We start from the raw sequence: 16843 nt of genomic DNA, 5'->3' as shown, positions 1-16843 counted from the left end.
AGTCGTGACGAAAACATCAAAGTCAGCGTAACGTTCTTGACGACACTGGATTCTTGGATAGCCATCGAACAGCCAGCATGGCAGGTGCCGCAATCCATATCGACTGTCATCGCCTTTGCAAAATCGCCACCGGACTCTGTGCGTTCAGTGGTTTGATGTTGGTGTATATGATGGCCAACGTGCTTGCTTGAAACATCGCTTGCGTGCTGACAATATCGCCCAGTTGCGGCCCAGGATAGCTGCAACGGCATCAAAATAGTTAAAAGGACGATCCACCAAAAACGCATCTCAACATTGTAGTAGCTTTAGCGTTAAGACTTACGCGTCCACCAAAAACCTCTGGTAATCCATGAAAGGGTGGATTTTGCAGTTGATTGCGGTGCAATGTCACGCTTAGAAATTGAACGCACTACTGGATTGGTTTATGAAGGGTGTGGAGATCCGACTTTCCCCGCTTGGCCAACTCCAGTGGTTTCACAAGCCACTCTGATTGAGAAATCTTCCGATTTCCAAAAGAGGTCGTCTCAGAAAACGGAAAATAAAGCACGCTAAGCCGGTTGCAATGGTCGTAGCGGCCTGAACTTGCCCGCGCCGATCTTGGCGCTGTTGCGCCAGAGGTAGTCGCCGGTCAGGTTGATGTATAGCTTAACCGGACACCTCGGCCGCTGTGCCTTTACTGCTTTTCGGTACAACCGTCAAGAACAGGCAGAGCGCTCCGATAGTTATCGCCACATCAGCGAGGTTGAAGGCGGGCCAGTGCACAAGCTGCCAATGGAAGTCGAGGAAATCGACAACCGATCCACGCAGCACACGATCCACGACATTGCCGAGCGCACCACCAAGGATCAGGCTGTAGCCCACCGCTTCGAGGCGTGGCCGCTGCTGGCACAGCATGCGTCCCAGCCAAGCAGAAACGACCAGGCCCAGCGTGATGAAAAAGTAACGTTGCCAGCCGCCAGCGTTCGCCAGAAAGCTGAATGCCGCGCCGGGATTCAGGACATGGACAATGTTGAAGAAGGTGCTGACTTCGACCTGTTCACCGTAGGCAAACGTGCGGGTGATGGCGAACTTCGCGAGCTGATCGGTCATGACAGCACTGGCGGCCACTGCGAACCAGACCCAAGTCGATGTGCGGCGAGCCGATTGCCACACAGGGGCGGCCAGCGGCATCAGCCACCCGGCGAGCGCCGTGCAACTCAATCCAAGTACCCACCCCGCCAGCACATCGGCAGGAAAGTGCATTCCGGCTGCGATGCGTGACCAACCGACCAATGCGGCGTACAACACCAAGCCGATGCGGCCACGACGGCCTATCAAAGGCCAGAGCGCGCCGACCACCAGCGCGGCATAGGTGGCATGCCCGCTGGGCAGGCTGTAGTGTCGTTCGATGCCCCCGATAACGCGCACCATGTCGCCAAAAACGGCAGGCGGGCGTGGAAAGTCGATCCATAGCTTCAAGATGGTGGCGACGAGAAATGCCAACGCAAAGGCCACGCTAAAGACTCTGAGTCTGTACCGGATGGCATCGGCCCGCGTTGGGTCAGGTGCCGACTTTGACCATCCCCACATCGCCAAGAGCATCAGTGGTGCAGTCCAGTAGTTGCCTATCACAAGGTTGAAGAACGATGCCAGCGGTTCCAGCGCTGCAGGTGTGCTCATGTTGATGGCTTGGAACAACGCGATGTTCAGACCACCCCAGTCGTAGAGAAAGAATTTCCAGCTCATTTGCGCAACAGCCTCAAGCCATTGCCAACGACGAGCAAGCTGGCCCCCATATCAGCAAACACCGCCATCCACATGGTCGCTTGACCCGTGAAGGTCAGCACCAGAAATACTGCCTTGATGCCAAGGGCCAGCACAATGTTTTGCATCAGCACCTGCGCCGTCGCACGCGACAGGCGCACGAAGGTCGGAATCTTGCCCAGGTTGTCGTCCATCAGGGCCACGTCAGCGGTCTCGATGGCGGTATCTGTGCCAGCCGCTCCCATGGCAAAGCCGATGTCCGCACGCGCCAAGGCCGGGGCATCGTTGATGCCATCACCGACCATGCCGACCTTGCCGCTTTGGGCCAGTTTTTCAACTTCGCGCAGTTTGTCGTCTGGGAGCAGATTGCCTTGCGCACGGTCGATCCCGGCTTGTGCGGCAATGGCCTGTGCCGTATGGGAGTTGTCGCCGGTCAGCATCATGGTGTTGATGCCCAGTGCGTGCAGTTCGGCGATGGCGTTCCTGCTGCTTTCCTTGATGGTGTCCGCTACGGCGAATAAGGCATGTACCGCCTTTGCGCCTACCAACATCACGACGGTCTTGCCAGCGGTTTCCAGCGCAGCGATGCGCTGCTCCAGCTCTGGTGTGCACTGCCCCAGCTCTTCGAGCATCCGGTGGTTGCCCAGATGGTAGGTCGCACCGTTGATTTGGCCTTGCACACCCCGACCGGGCAGCGCGTTGAATTCGGCCACGTCGAGCAAGGCAACCCCGTCCGTCTGCGCGGCCTGTGCCACCGCCTTGGATACAGGATGGTCCGAGCGGGCCGCCAGACTGGCAGCGATGCTGCGGCTGTCTGAGGCGAGTGCATTGCCCCAGGTGACAAAATCGGTCTGTGCGGGCTTGCCGTGCGTGATCGTGCCGGTCTTGTCCAGAGCCAGCCAACGCAGCTTGCGGCCTTCTTCCAGATAGACGCCGCCCTTGATGAGGATGCCGTGGCGGGCGGCGGCGGCCAAGCCGCTGACGATACTGACCGGCGTAGAGATCACCAGCGCGCAGGGACAGGCGACCACCAGCAGAACCAATGCACGGTAGATCCAGTCGAGCCATGCCGCACCCATGAACAGCGGCGGCAACAACGCGACGGCGATGGCTAGGGCGAACACGATGGGTGTGTACCAGCGGGCGAACTGATCGACAAAACGCTGAGTCGGCGCACGGCTCCCCTGAGCAGCCTCTACGGCGTGAATGATGCGGGCCAGTGTGGAGTTGCTGGCCACGGCGGTGACGCGATACTCGAATGACCCGGATTCGTTGATGGTGCCTGCGAACACCGGGTCACCGGGGGATTTTTCGACCGGGAGGCTTTCGCCCGTGATCGGGGCTTGGTTGACGGTAGAACGGCCTTCAAGCACCTCACCATCGAGCGCGATGCGCTCACCCGGTTTGACCCGGACGCGGCTGCCAATGGCGATTTGCTTTGCGCTCACCTCGCGCCATGTGCCGTCAGCCTGTTGCACTGTGGCCTGTTCCGGGGTCATGTCGAGCAGGCCACGGATTGCGTTGCGAGCGCGATCCAGCGACTTGGCTTCGATCACTTCGGCCAGCGCGAAGAGCACCATCACCATCGCCGCTTCGGGCCAGTGACCGATCAACATGGCACCCGTGACGGCAATCGACATCAGGGCGTTCATGTTGAGATTAAGGTTCTTGAGCGCGATCCAACCCTTTTTGTAGGTGGAGAGGCCACCTGTGAAGACCGAAACGAGCGCCAGAACGACAACCGACCAATGATTGCCGTTGTGGAGCCAGTAGACCGCCTCGGCTGCCAATGCAGTGAGCAAGGAGATGCCTAGCGGCCACCAGTTGGTCGGCGTGATCACGGGGGAAGCGGATGGCGATGCGGACTCTGCGGTGTCCATCACCTGCGCCTCAAATCCAAGCGCTTGCAATGCCGCGAGCACGTTGGGCAGAACCTGATCGGCATGACGCACCGACAGCGTGCGTTGCATCAGGTTGAAATCGAGATCGGCAACCCCGGCGACTGTGCCGAGCTTGTTGCGGATCAACGCCTCTTCGGTCGGGCAATCCATCTTGGCAATGGACAGCTTGGTCGTTTTTTCGGTCGATGCTTGATCCATGCGCACGGCTTGCATGCCGATGGCGGCTAGCGCCTGCTCAACGGGTGACAGCGAAGGCAGTTCGTGCCGAACGGCCAAAGTACGCTGCATCAGGTTGAATTCAAGACCTGCCACACCCGCCAGCCCGGCCAGCTTGCTTCGGATCAGCGCCTCTTCCGTGGGGCAATCCATGTTCTCGATGCGGTACACCGCTTGAGCCGATTCGGTTGTCTGCGGGGCTTGTGTCGGGGGTTGGATGATCGGCCCAGCCGAGCAGCCACACCCTTTTGAAGCGCATTCGCTCATGGATAACTCCTTTAAATCGTCTGTACAACCTCCATTAAAAACCCTATAGTAACTATAGAGTCAAGTAATAAATGGAGATTGAGGCATGGAAATCAGAATTGGTGATCTCGCCAAGCGCGCTGAGTGCGAGGTCGTGACCATCCGCTACTACGAGAAGGAAGGACTATTACCGAAACCAGCGCGCAGCGGCGGCAACTTCCGGCTGTACGGTGATGCTCACATCGAGCGTTTGCAATTCATCCGTCATTGCCGTTCGCTCGACATGACGTTGAGCGAGATTCGGGCATTGTTAGGTCTGAGAGACAACCCGATGCAGGACTGTGGGGAGGTCAACACGCTGCTGGAGGCCCATATTCAACAGGTGGAAATGCGTGTGTCCGCGCTGTTGCAGTTAAAGCGGCACTTGGTTGATTTGCGCGAGAAGTGTTCTGGCTCTCGATCTGTAGAGGCGTGCGGCATTTTGCAAGGGTTGGGCAATTGCAATTGCCATGATGAAAGTGCCACGAACAGTCAAACATCTGGGTAAGTAAGGGCTTCGCGTGCTTTATTTTCCGTTTTCTGAGGCGACCCCCAAAAGTTACCTAGTAACTTTCAGCGACATTCGCGCCCTAAGACCTCGGCTATGCACCAAAGATTACCGGCCACCAGCACGCTCCGATGACAATGCTTCCCGCGATTCCGGGAAGAATGGGTAGCCAGCGCTTTGATGCTGGCACGCCCTGGCGAGCCAAAATTTTCTGGCTAAGCCAGACACTCCACGCAACGCCCATCAGGTACAACCCGCCCTTGATCAGTTGCACTCCTACGGGGCCAAGTGGCGTAAATTTAATGGGGTCGAACAGCATGGCCCCCAGACCGATGACCAGAGAAACCATCGCGACCGGCGCGTATTGATAACCCAGTTCACTGAAGCGTCGTCCAAACCTGCCGTCGCCGCCGACCCGTCCGGACAGATGTGCGGCGGCACTCGTGGTCGCGGCCAGTAACGCGGTCACGGCTATCATCCAGGTGACCATGAAGCCGCTGATGGTGAAGAAATCGAGCCACAGGAACACCTCGCTACGTTGCGGATGGACGCTGACCAGCCAGGATGGACCCGTTTCAAGTAACCAAGTCCAGTCGTGTTCCAGCGCCCAGGTTCCAAGACGCTGGCGTAGGAACTGATACTGAGGCAGCACCAGCCACAGGAAAGCGCCGAGCGCCACACCGGTGTCGAGGAAGAGGAACCAGGCTTCGGCCGGGTTGGCACGATTGTCGCGAATGTTTTCGATCTCTACGCCCGGACGGCGAAATTCCATGCGAATGCTTCCCTTGGCCGTCGGATTGACGCAGCGGAAGCACTCAATGCAGTGACGCGATTCGTTTTTCCCCACGAGATCGATCATGGTCGGACAAGCGCCCTTTTGACTGTAGGCATCTCGACCCGGGCGCCTTACCTGCGGGGCAAACTCAATGGCGCCGAGCCGCGAATACAGGCCAAGCAGGCGACCGATAGGGCAAAGGTGTCGGCACCAAGCGCGCTTATTGCGGCCAAAGAAAAAGCCAATCAGTAAGGCCGCCAACATCGTGCCGCCGAAGATTTCTGCGGCCGCTTCCGGATGGTCACGCACGCCGACGGTCTGCCCAAGTATTGTGGTCAACACAAAGCTGACCGCAGGCGTGCCTTCCCAGCGTAGCCAGGCCGGGATTGGGCGTTGCGGCCCAATCTTGTTCAACCACTCGGAAGCGGCCCCCATAGGACAAAACAGTCCACACCAAGAGCGACCGGTAAAAATGACAGACAGAAACACAAGCGGAAACCAAAGTCCCCACATCACATAATTCGCGAACGTAGTGAAATGGGTGAACGGAGTCGCCGTGTCCGGGGCCTCGGAAAGAAACAGGGGAAGAACGATGATTGCCACAAAAGCCACGAAGGCCGCGGTGTGCACCCAGACCAATTGATGGCGGTGGCGCACGAAAAACCCTTCGACAGCATCGCGAATCGGTTTAACCGGTTTGGGTCGGTCCTCGGCGGCGTGATCAGCGATGGGCAGAATCGGGATGATGACGTGCTGACTCTGAGACATGGAGGTACTTTCGGCAATGCAAGAAACGAGACAAACCTATGGCAAGGAGATTCAGTGCAACATTGGTGTTCGAGAAGCGGCCCTGAGTTTGCATCGGGAGATGCTCCCTCACTCCAACAATTACGCGACTGGTTTCGGAACAGGCGAGGCTCTTCTAAGGCCATACATGATTCCCAGCCAATAGAGAACAAATGCCAGAACCATCGTCAGCGCCGGGTGCGCGCGGTATCCCGTCAGAGACGCCACCAAACTTCCTGCGGTCGCTGAATCGTCGAGCAGGGCCGAGCTATTCCAGACAGGATCCAGTAACGGCGGTAGCCACCCAAGGCCAATCAGCTTTTCCACAGTGGAGATCAACATGGCCCCAGCCAGTAACAGCAACAGAATTTCGGTAAACCTGAAAAACGCGCGCCACGAAAATAGTCGCCCCCCGAGTTGAAGAAGCCCGAACGTCGCAAAGGCCAGAGCGAAACCCAGCGAGGCTGAAAGGAAAAATGAAACGAGGTGTTCGCCTTGTTGTGAAAGGCCGAGACCGTAAAGAAATACGACTGTTTCACTACCTTCGCGCGCAATAGCCACAGCAATCAGCACCAACATGCCCAACCAATTCGCCTGGGAGGCGTTTGAAGAAAGTCCATTCTCTATATCGCGCTTCAGTGTCCGACCGTGTTTACGCATCCAGAACACCATCTGCACGATCAATGCAGCGGCCATGCTGGTCATTGCCAGTTGGAAGTAGTCCTGCTGCTCACCTTCAAAATACTCAGATAGACCAAGGATGGCCGCGCCGAGCCCAAACGCCGCCAACAAACCGATCGCAATGCCGGCCCACATGTATTTCCGACCAGTGACTGCCTCGGGATGAGCGCGCAGCCACGCGGCAATGATGCCAACCACCAACAGGGCTTCGACACTTTCACGCCAGACAATAAAGAGTACCTGACCTTGCATTTGTCTTTCCTTATTTCACGACCAGCACGCCTTGCCCCGTTTTCGGATGAAAATCATCAAAGAATTTATAACTGCCCGGTTGCTGGGGCACGATCACAACAACGGATTTCGAGTCAGGTGCCAGCACTTTTTCTTTGCGCAGTTCCATGCTCTCGAATTCGACGGGATCTTTACCTTCGTTACGAATCTCGATACGAATTTTTCGTCCTTGCGGGACAATGAGCTCAGCCGGGAAGAACTTCCCATCACGTGCAACGAGTTGCACGGTGGTTTCCTCCACGCCATACGCAGGCAGGGTCAGCAACCCTGCAAAAAACAATCCCCAGAGAGTGGCTGGTCGCATGGCAATTCCTTATCGAGACAGCGGCAGATCATGCGTGACTAGTAGCCACCCTTTTTGCCCGTACCGACATAAGAGAATTCATAGTTGAGGTCGAACTGCTGAAACCACGGACCCACGCCGGTTTCCTTATCCGTATGGCGGCCGAACATGGCGCCCTTGTTGGACGATTGCGGGAAGACTGAGAGTTTGAGTTTGTATTTTCCGGGGCCTGTGAGCTTGACGTTATCGCCGTAGTGCGGACCATCGCTGGCCACCATCGGCATCATGTCACCGGCGACTTTTTGTCCGCCGACCTTCTCAAGTTCGTATTTCACAACCAGATCAGGAATCCAGTCGCCTTCAGCAAAACCGTTCTTGTTGCCCTTGGTAGCGTGAATATCAGCTTCCAGATGAATGTCAGCCGCTGCGGCATCCAGCATCATCCCTGCTGGCTCCATTTTGATCGGCTGCAAATACACCGCACCGATTTCCATGTTATTCATGATCTGATGTTTGCCAATGGGTGTTTCTGCCGCTTGAACCAGAACAGAGGACGCGAGGAAGGCCGTGGCCATTACGAAATGACGGGTGTACATGTCTACTTTCCTTGGAAGTGTGAGTTTGAATTGATGCCTCGCAACCAGAATTATCTTTATTGCGAATGCTAACTATTATCAACTAAATTGATGAATTAGGATAAGAGTTAGAGTCGAAATTTCTCCGGTGAAGGAACTTCGCATGCAGTACCGTCTCGGTCGACAGGGTGGCATGCTGCAGAGACTCAGCCTCAATGACTTTCGTCCAAATTCGGGCCTGCATACATTTGGCCCGGGCTTTCAAATAGCGGATCGACTCGATCACATTCGAAACCGGCAATCCTCCGAACACGGCAACTGAAATTAGCGATGCGCGTGGCGGTGGTGAATATCCGGAAAATGCCCGTGACTGTGCCGGATTTCAGTATGTTGATGCTCATGCGAATGGGGCTCCACCCCATCCCACTCGAAATCGTGGTTGTGCTGGTGGTGTTCATCGTTCCGATGCTTGTGCCCGTGGTTCAGCGAGGTGTGCTGATGCTCATGGACGTGGCGTTCGGTGAGGTGTAACCAGACCCCCGCAGCCATCAGTCCTGTTGCCAGCCAAAACGCAAAACTGGTGGGCTCACCAAGCATCGCAATAGAGAGCGCTGCGCCCACAAAAGGTGCCGTCGAAAAGTAAGCGCCTGTGCGAGCGGTTCCCAACCCGCGCAGGGCTAAGACGAATAGCACCAGGCTCAGGCCATAGCCAAAAAAGCCGATCACCATGGCCGCTGAAATATGGCCTGCTGAGGGAAACGCTGCTCCCAACGACACGCCCAGGACGATGTTGACGCAGCCCGCTACTAGGCCTTTGCTGCCCGCAATAAAAAGCGCATCGGACGCCGAGACTTTGCGCGTGAGGTTGTTGTCAATCGCCCATGCCATGCAGGCACCGACCAAGGCCAGCGGTCCAATGACAGAGGTCGCGCTTTCGCTGCCGGACCAGGCCAGTACCACACCACCTAGAACGATCAGCAGCATGCCAAACACAATGCGACGATCCGTTTGCTCCCGAAACGCCACCCACGCAAGTACTGCGGTGAGCACGGATTCCAGATTTAAGAAGAGTGAGGTGGTTGCTGCGGCAGTGTGCGTGAGCCCCACCATCAGTAGCAATGGGCCAACTACACCTCCAAATGTGATTGCACCCAACAACCAAGGCCACTCCTGCCTAGGTAGACCGCTGGATTTCCATCCACGATCGCGAATCAAGCGGATCATGGACAGACCCGATCCACTTCCCAAATACAGCAGTCCAGCCAATAGAAACGGCGAGAAAGCGGAAAATCCCTCACCGATCAGCTGTTTTGCAAACGGTGTGCTGGCCCCGAACAAAATTGCGGCACCCAAGGCAGGTAGCGCCGCACGGTGTAGATAGTTCATTCGTGTATTTTTCGATGCGTGTGATTCGACCTTCTTCGGAAGGCGTCGTCTCAACCGAGATGGGTGTGACGTTCGACTTTGGCTTCCGTCTCCATGGTAGCCAGACTTTGCATGATTCCGCAGGCATCGACCGCCTGCTCCGAAACACACCGCTGCCGAAGCGCTCCCAATTGTTTTTTGAGATGAGTGAGTTCTCGAATACGTTCATCGACGTGGGCAATGTGTTGGTCAAAGACCGCATTGATGGCACCACAACCTTCTGCAGGTTGGTCCGCCAGATCGAGCAGCGTATGGATCTCTTCCTGGCTCATGTCCAGTGCACGGCAATTGCGTATGAAACGGAGGCGTTCAACGTGTTTGGGCCCATACACCCGGAAGTTCCCCGACGTGCGTGCCGGCTCGGGAAGCAGGCCGGCTTTCTCGTAATAGCGCACCGTTTCCACCGTGCACTGCGCCACCAAGGCTAATTCACCGATTTTCATGACGAACTCCAGAAATGTCTTGACTCTATAGTAACTTCAGGTTGTGTAATTGGGCAACTTCATTGGAATAGCCCATGTCAGACGCCCACAAACACGATTCCCATGGTCACAACCACGACCACGACCACGACCATTCCCATAGCCACGCGCATGCAAATGATTCCTGCTGTGCGCCCGCTGAACCCGCGCAATCGGTAGCCCCTGCCGCAGCTTGTTGCGGCACGCATACTGTGCCGGACATTCAACCTTCGGAGCAACTCGCTAGACCCACCACTAGTACTGATGGTGTTCAGACGCCCATTCGCATCATGCAAATGGACTGCCCCACGGAAGAGGGACTGTTGCGCAAGAAGCTGGGTGGCATGCCAGGTGTGACAGGGCTGGAGTTCAACCTGATGCAACGCGTACTGACGGTGACCCATGCTCCCAAGGAAATTGAATCGATTCTGGCCGCTGTGCGATCGCTGGGCTTCGCTCCCGAGATAGCCAACAGCGAGGCATCCCAGGAGGAGCCCACGCCCGAACCTGCCAAACCGTGGTGGCCCTTGGCGCTTGCAGGGGCTGCAGCAATTGCCTCTGAGGCGGTTGAATGGACCGGCATGCCCACATGGATGGCGGCCGCTTTGGCTCTGGTGGCTGTTCTGGCCTGCGGAATCACCACCTACAAGAAAGGCTGGATTGCCATTCGCAATGGCAATCTCAATATCAACGCACTCATGAGCATCGCTGTAACAGGTGCACTTTTGCTGGGGCAGTGGCCCGAGGCGGCCATGGTGATGGTGTTGTTCACGATTGCCGAGTTGATCGAAGCGAAATCGCTGGATCGGGCGCGCAATGCAATTCGCGGGCTGATGCAACTCGCCCCCGAGCGCGCAACCGTCCTGCAGGCAGATGGCACTTGGCAGGATGTGGAGGCCAAATCAGTCACCGTCGACACACGGGTCCGGATCAAACCTGGTGAGCGTATCGCCTTGGATGGAAAAATCGTCAGTGGTCGCTCGGCGATCAACCAAGCCCCTATTACCGGTGAAAGCCTCCCTGTAGAAAAAGCCGAGGGTGACCCGGTGTTTGCCGGCACCATCAACGAATCGGGTTCGTTTGAGTACAAAGTGACTGCTGCTGCCAATGACAGCACGCTGGCCCGCATCATCCACGCAGTGGAAGAGGCGCAAGGCGCGCGTGCGCCGACGCAGCGCTTTGTCGATCAATTCGCCCGAATCTACACACCAGTGGTATTCGCCATTGCCTTGGCTGTCGCCATCTTGCCGCCACTGCTGATGGGGGGAGATTGGTTCACCTGGATTTATAAGGCGCTGGTTTTGCTGGTGATCGCTTGCCCCTGCGCCCTGGTCATCTCCACCCCGGTCACCATCGTCAGCGGTCTGGCTGCCGCGGCACGCCAGGGCATTCTCGTGAAAGGTGGCGTCTATCTCGAAGAAGGACGCAAGCTGAAGTGGCTGGCACTCGACAAGACTGGAACCATCACGCACGGCAAGCCTGCGCAGACGGACTTTGTGGTGCTCAGTGGGATGAATGAGACCGAATTGCGCAGTCTTGCAGCCAGTCTGGCCGGTCGCTCGGATCACCCCGTGTCCAAGGCGCTGACAGAGGCTGCCAAGCGCGACAACGTTGCCCTGCGCAATGTTGATGCATTTGAAGCCCTGCCTGGACGTGGCACCAAGGGCGTCATCGACGGAAAGCCCTTCTATTTGGGCAATCACCGCCTGATTCACGAGCAAGGTCGCTGCTCCGACGCCCTGGAAGCCCGCTTGTCGGCCCTGGAAGTGCAAGGCAAAACGGTCATTCTTCTGGCTGATGACCAGGAGGTGCACGGAATGTTTGCTGTGGCCGATACGGTCAAAGACAGCAGCCGGCAAGCCATTGCCGAATTGCATGCCTTGGGTATCAAGACGGTCATGCTGACCGGAGACAACGCGCACACTGCCAAAGCCATAGCGACCCAGGTGGGCATCGACGAGGCACGTGGTGACCTGCTGCCAGAGGACAAGCTCAAGGTGATCGAAAGCAAGATCGGTCAAGGGGGCGCGGTTGGTATGGTGGGCGATGGCATCAACGATGCACCCGCCCTGGCCCGTGCGGACATCGGCTTTGCCATGGGCGCCGCCGGTACGGGCACCGCCATTGAAACTGCCGATGTGGCCTTGATGGACGACGACCTGCGCAAACTTCCCCGTTTTGTGCGCCTCTCCCGTAGCACCCATGCGCTTCTAGTACAGAACATCGTTCTGGCACTCGGCATCAAGGCTGTGTTTCTGGTCCTGACCCTCACAGGGGCGGGCACGATGTGGATGGCCGTTTTTGCGGATGTGGGGGCGAGCTTGCTGGTGGTCGGCAATGGGCTGCGTCTGCTGCGGGGGACCAAATTCGAGCCCTCGGTGAAGCCGGCCTCGCAACCCAAAACCGTTCACGCTCATGCCCACTGAGACGCCCAACTCACCCCGCCGGCATATCGGCGAAGCGCTGGCCGATGCGCGGCGGGCCCTGGACCAGTTGGGTCAGGATTCATCCGTGGTGGAAGCGACAGAATATGGCGCGACGATGCTGATCCATACGTTTGAGCAAGGCGGTCGCGTCTATGCCTGCGGCAACGGTGGCTCCATGAGCAATGCAATGCACTTCGCCGAGGAATTGACCGGACGGTTCAGGCAGAACCGGCCGGATTGCCCGCGCAGGCCCGGGCGACTGTCTGCTCGCCATCAGCACCAGCGCCAACGTCATCAACGCGGCGGTTACTGCAAAGAGCTGCAGATGACAGTGCTCGGCCTGACGGGTCGGCCCAGCACCTCCGCTGCCCACGCTGTCCGATGTCTGCATCGCCACCCCCGGCTGCGCGTTCGCCGATCGTGCCCCGGAACTTCACATCAAGGTCATCCATATCCTCATCGAGCTGATCGAGCGCCACGTCTTCCCGGAGCACTACGACGCGACTCCCGCCGGGTCGGCCAAGCCCACATGAGCGCGTCCCACAGCCACGCTTTACCTTCAGAAGACAACGGCCGATCACCTTGCGACAACACATGCGGAGGCTGCGACCCCGCAGCCAGCACTGCAGACGCGAGACCGCCGAGCACGAGCGCATGAACGGCGTGAAGCATCTGTTTGCAGCGTTTCGATCACAGGCCGCTTCGCCCGCCGCGATGGCGTGCGCGTCGGGCTTGTGGCTGATCGCCTTCGACAACCTCGCGTTTTGGCGCGACCTGTGGGCGGCTCGCGACCCTTCCTCACTGCGCGCCGCGCTGGCCGTTGCCGGCTTGGCCTTGGTGCTGTGGTCGCTGTTCACCCTGCTGGCGCGGTTGCTGTGCTGGCCGCGCGTGGGCAAACCGATGATCGCCCTGCTGTTGGCGGTGGCTGCGCTGGCCGCCTACTTCATCGGCAGCTACGGCATCCTCATCGACAGGGGGATGATGCGCAACGTGCTGCAGACCGACTTGCGGGAGACGGCCGACCTGCTGTCGCTGCCGCTGTTGCTGGACTTCGCGTGGCGCGGTCTGCTGCCGGCGGCGCTGGTGCTGAGCGTGCGCGTGGCCCATCCGGGCTGGCGCCAGGCTCTGGCCGGCATTGCCCGTAGCGCGCTGCTGTTCGCGGTCCTGGCCGTTAGTTGCCTCACGGTCTTCTACGCCGACTATGCCTCGGCGGCCCGCAACCACCGCGAGCTCCGCCACCTGCTGACACCGACCAACGTGTTCAACGGCCTGGCGGGCCTCTGGAAGGAGCACTCGCGTGCCAACCGTCAGCTGGTCCGCGTCGGCGAGGATGCACGTCGCGATCCGGCCAACGCCGGAGCGAAGCCGCTGCTGGTGGTGCTGGTCGTCGGCGAGACCGCGCGTGCGGCCAACTTCTCGCTCGGCGGCTACGCCCGCCCGACCAACCAGGCCCTGGCCGGCAAGGGCGTCGTCTACTTCGGCGACGTGACCTCCTGTGGCACCGACACCGCGACCTCGCTGCCGTGCATGTTCTCGGATCTCGGCGCCGGCAAGTTCGAGGCCGCCGAGGCGGGTGCCCGCGAGAACGTGCTCGACATCCTCGCCCGTGCCGGCGTCGGGGTGCGCTGGCTGAACAACAACTCTGGCTGCAAGGGTGTGTGCGACCGCATCCTGTGGTCGGACCTGTCTCGCACCAACGATCCGGCGCTGTGCGCCGGCGGCGAATGCCTCGATGGCGTGCTGCTGCAGGGGCTGCGTGACGGCCTGGCTGCGGCGACGTCGGACAACCTGATGGTGCTGCACTTGATGGGCAGCCACGGACCGGCCTACTACAAGCGGTACCCGGCGGTGAGCCGGCGCTTCGAGCCGACCTGCGACACCAACGATATCCAGCGCTGCAGCGTCGAGGCGCTGCGCAACACCTACGACAACGGCATCGCCTACACCAGCGAGGTGCTGGCGAAGCAGATCGACCTGCTGGCCGCACAAGCCGGGCGCGTCGACAGCGTGTTGCTCTACATCTCGGATCACGGCGAGTCGCTCGGTGAGCGCAACATCTATCTGCACGGCCTGCCCAAGGTGCTCGCGCCGCGCGAGCAGACGCAGGTGCCGATGCTGGCCTGGCTGTCGCCCGGTGCCTGGCAACGTCTGGGCGTGAACGAGGCCGCGCTGCGGCAGCTCGCCGCGCAGCCGCTCTCGCACGACAATCTGTCGCCCACTCTGCTCGGACTGTTCGGCGTGCGCACGAGCGCCGTCCGGTCTGCGCTCGACCTGACGGCGATGGCTCGGCGCGCCGCCACGCAGGGGGCCGGCACGCCATGAGCGGCGGGTTCGACGCCCGACGTCTACCTGCCGTGGCTTTCTCGTCATCCAGATGAGCGCGGATGCGCTTTCAGTCCAGGTAGTCTGAGTACTCTTTCTGCGCGAACCGCTGTAATCCATCCCAGGGACGTGATGGCGAGATTCCCTGCACTTGGATCACGGTATGGCGTTGGGAAGTTCCGACTGTGGATTCCCCCAGCGTAGGCAGTTTCAACATGGAGTTCCATATCACTTTCAGGCTGCGACCCTTCTCCGCCAAGGTGTAGGTCGTGAGGTCATTCGAGGCGATTCCGGGGTTCATCCGCTTCAAGGTACCGGCATTATCGACCGGTGCACGATTTGCTCATTGGCTGCGGCGCCCTAGGCGACGCCGCACAGCAAGACCAGCAACACCCGGCAGGTAGCAGTCATCATGCGACGTCCCCTTCTTGACAGTGAGATGCGCAGAGGCCCTTTCAACCTGGCGCACGGCCAATGATCCAGCGCGCTTCCACATAACGGAAGGTCGTTGTCCCGGCGGGGAGGTGGAGATGGGGAATATGGTCATGCCGCAAGGTGATTCTGCCGCCTTCGGCGTCGATGTTGACGATCCGGCCAGCAATGAAGTCATTTGCCGAAGGCTGCGCGAACAGGCATGTGCCGGGCACGAGCAAGGACGCGGCGACAAGCAGTGCCCAGCGGGAGCATCTTGACGGCCTGCAAGCGGAGCTTGAATCGCAGTTCATGTAAATACCCCTTATGTTGTCTTGGGCGCAGCATTCTCGAAATGCAGGTATCGTAGAATCGCAATGTCTGCTTGCAGCGCATTGCGGAGTGTCATTCCCCTTGCTGATGATGCGACGCACGCTTCCGGTATCGGCCCGACAGCCAAGGATGGCACCTTGCAGCGGCTTGCCTCAGCGAACGGGTCCCGGATACCACACAATCGTACCCTGCGGGCGGGGCGGCGACATCCCGATCAAACCGCAGAGGAGAAACTAATGGAACGCAGCATTTTCCCGACAGTAGTAGTGCCCGCGCCCTCGCCAGCGCAGGCCTCGCTCGTGCAAGATTCCTTGGAGACCGGATCCATCGTGCTCCGGCCGGAGCAGGTGCCGCAAGCCGAGCAGGCACTTGCCGCGCTGGACTTCGCGGACGTTCCATCCGGCGACATCATCAAGATCGGTCTCGGTGCGGAACAGGCGTTGCAGAAGACGCTTGACGGCTTTCTCGCGCGGCTCGACAAGAAGACGGCGTCCAAGGTGTTCGCCCTCTTCGAGCGCCTGGAAAAAGGTGTCGATGACGCCAAGCTGCCTGAAATCCTGGAGAGGATCCAACAGGGTGAAGCCCCGGGGTTCTTCGCCGGCCTGTTCGCCAAGCTCACCGGCCGCAAGCCCGAGGAAGCCTTTCGCGAGTTCATGCAGGAGATCGGCGAGTTGATCTCGATCCGGACGCAGACGCTGGCCGACAAGATGGTCCGCCTGGAGGGCGAACTGTCCAAGGAAATGAAGACGCTGTTCGGCGAACTGCAGGCGCTGGAGAGCCTCAAGCAATCGTACGGCACGCACTTCGCCAGCTTCACCGTCGATGCTGCAGTGGCGCGGGCGTTTCTCGAAAAGGCCCGGCAGTACGTAGCGCAGCAGACTGTGGCAGCGGACCCTGCCGACGTGTCCGCCCAGGCACGGTTGCGTGAGCTGCAGGACAAGCTCGGCCTGCTGGAAAGTCGGGCCCTTGCGCTCGAAGGCACCTATACGCGCCTGCCGGCCGACCAGATGGTGATCCAACAGATCGAGGCCGCCGGAATCGCGACGCTGCAGGAGACCGCCACAACGGTGTCCTCGCGCTTCGCGTCGATCAAGATGACCTTGCTGGCTATCCACGGTGCATTCGCGGTCAAGTCGGTGCAGCAGATCGCCGAGCGACAAGCACGCCTCGACCAGCAATTGACGCAACTGCGCGGCCAGGCCACCAAGGACGTGGCAATCGCCGCGGCCAAGGCACCCGGTGACAACCGTGTCGCGCAGGCGCAGCAAATCGCCGCGATCATCACGCAGACGCGCGAGATCCACGAGCTGGTCGAAACCGCAAAGCAGGAAACTGAAGCGAAGTTCGAGGCGGCGCAGCAGATGTTCGAGCAGTCGCGAGCCGAGCTCGCGGCGCTGCGCAAGGCATGACAACAACCCGGA

The 16843-nt window shown here is 59.2% G+C and carries 14 protein-coding genes; 5 read left to right on the top strand and 9 right to left on the bottom strand.

The window, feature by feature from the left end; genetic code table 11:
- Positions 1–645: 645 nt before the first annotated feature.
- Both lspA and RF819_RS13975 read right to left on the bottom strand, forming a co-directional pair.
- On the bottom strand, positions 646–1725 hold the full coding sequence (lspA, locus tag RF819_RS13980) for a signal peptidase II (RefSeq protein ID WP_078365540.1): 1080 nt from the start codon (positions 1723–1725) through the stop codon (positions 646–648).
- Positions 1722–4127: a heavy metal translocating P-type ATPase gene (locus tag RF819_RS13975; RefSeq protein WP_078365539.1), complete on the bottom strand. Its 2406-nt coding sequence runs from the start codon at positions 4125–4127 to the stop codon at positions 1722–1724. Before RF819_RS13975 ends, lspA begins: the two co-directional genes overlap by 4 nt.
- An 85-nt stretch (positions 4128–4212) precedes the next feature.
- On the opposite strand from RF819_RS13975, the gene cadR (RF819_RS13970) reads away from it, so the two are divergent.
- Positions 4213–4653, top strand: coding sequence for a Cd(II)/Pb(II)-responsive transcriptional regulator (gene cadR, locus RF819_RS13970; RefSeq protein ID WP_078365538.1), 441 nt, complete (start codon positions 4213–4215; stop codon positions 4651–4653).
- Positions 4654–4747: 94 nt separating this feature from the next.
- Here the strand turns inward: cadR (RF819_RS13970) and RF819_RS13965 are convergent, their stop codons facing one another.
- From RF819_RS13965 to cadR (RF819_RS13940), 6 genes are all read right to left on the bottom strand, one after another.
- Positions 4748–6196 carry a 4Fe-4S binding protein gene (locus RF819_RS13965; protein WP_078365537.1) on the bottom strand — a complete coding sequence of 483 codons (1449 nt, stop codon included), beginning with the start codon at positions 6194–6196 and terminating at the stop codon, positions 4748–4750.
- Between the two features lie 120 nt (positions 6197–6316).
- Positions 6317–7147 (bottom strand): FTR1 family iron permease, encoded by an 831-nt coding sequence (locus RF819_RS13960; protein ID WP_078365536.1) that lies wholly within the window; start codon positions 7145–7147, stop codon positions 6317–6319.
- 10 nt (positions 7148–7157) lie between these two features.
- A complete protein-coding gene (locus tag RF819_RS13955; protein WP_078365535.1) occupies positions 7158–7490 on the bottom strand; it encodes a cupredoxin domain-containing protein in 333 nt (110 codons plus the stop codon).
- Between the two features lie 38 nt (positions 7491–7528).
- Positions 7529–8065, bottom strand: coding sequence for an iron transporter (locus RF819_RS13950; protein WP_078365534.1), 537 nt, complete (start codon positions 8063–8065; stop codon positions 7529–7531).
- 303 nt (positions 8066–8368) lie between these two features.
- Positions 8369–9430, bottom strand: coding sequence for a DMT family transporter (locus tag RF819_RS13945; protein ID WP_078365533.1), 1062 nt, complete (start codon positions 9428–9430; stop codon positions 8369–8371).
- Positions 9431–9480: 50 nt separating this feature from the next.
- Positions 9481–9912, bottom strand: coding sequence for a Cd(II)/Pb(II)-responsive transcriptional regulator (cadR, locus tag RF819_RS13940; protein ID WP_078365532.1), 432 nt, complete (start codon positions 9910–9912; stop codon positions 9481–9483).
- 74 nt (positions 9913–9986) lie between these two features.
- Between cadR (RF819_RS13940) and RF819_RS13935 the strand changes: the two genes are divergently transcribed.
- Genes RF819_RS13935 through RF819_RS13925 form a run of 3 tightly spaced genes read left to right on the top strand, consistent with a single transcriptional unit; the run spans position 9987 to position 14678 of the window.
- Complete coding sequence (locus tag RF819_RS13935) at positions 9987–12356, top strand: heavy metal translocating P-type ATPase (protein WP_078365531.1); 2370 nt, start codon at positions 9987–9989, stop codon at positions 12354–12356.
- A complete protein-coding gene (locus RF819_RS22035) occupies positions 12346–13014 on the top strand; it encodes an SIS domain-containing protein (protein ID WP_200224234.1) in 669 nt (222 codons plus the stop codon). The genes RF819_RS13935 and RF819_RS22035 overlap by 11 nt, the downstream gene beginning before the upstream one ends.
- Positions 13011–14678, top strand: coding sequence for a phosphoethanolamine transferase (locus tag RF819_RS13925; protein ID WP_158081203.1), 1668 nt, complete (start codon positions 13011–13013; stop codon positions 14676–14678). Before RF819_RS22035 ends, RF819_RS13925 begins: the two co-directional genes overlap by 4 nt.
- A 455-nt stretch (positions 14679–15133) precedes the next feature.
- Here the strand turns inward: RF819_RS13925 and RF819_RS13915 are convergent, their stop codons facing one another.
- Entirely contained in the window at positions 15134–15325 is a 192-nt protein-coding gene (locus RF819_RS13915) for a copper-binding protein (RefSeq protein WP_244899938.1), read from the bottom strand.
- A 333-nt stretch (positions 15326–15658) separates the two neighbouring features.
- On the opposite strand from RF819_RS13915, the gene RF819_RS13910 reads away from it, so the two are divergent.
- The gene (locus tag RF819_RS13910) at positions 15659–16831 is read left to right on the top strand and encodes a hypothetical protein (protein ID WP_078366685.1); all 1173 of its coding nucleotides are present in this window, start codon (positions 15659–15661) and stop codon (positions 16829–16831) included.
- The last annotated feature ends 12 nt before the right edge of the window (positions 16832–16843 follow it).

It is taken from the genome of Rhodoferax fermentans, assembly GCF_002017865.1.
In the GTDB taxonomy this organism is placed as follows: domain Bacteria; phylum Pseudomonadota; class Gammaproteobacteria; order Burkholderiales; family Burkholderiaceae_C; genus Rhodoferax; species Rhodoferax fermentans.
Note: the sequence above shows the minus strand (reverse complement) of the source record. Positions and strands in the feature narration are given on the sequence as shown.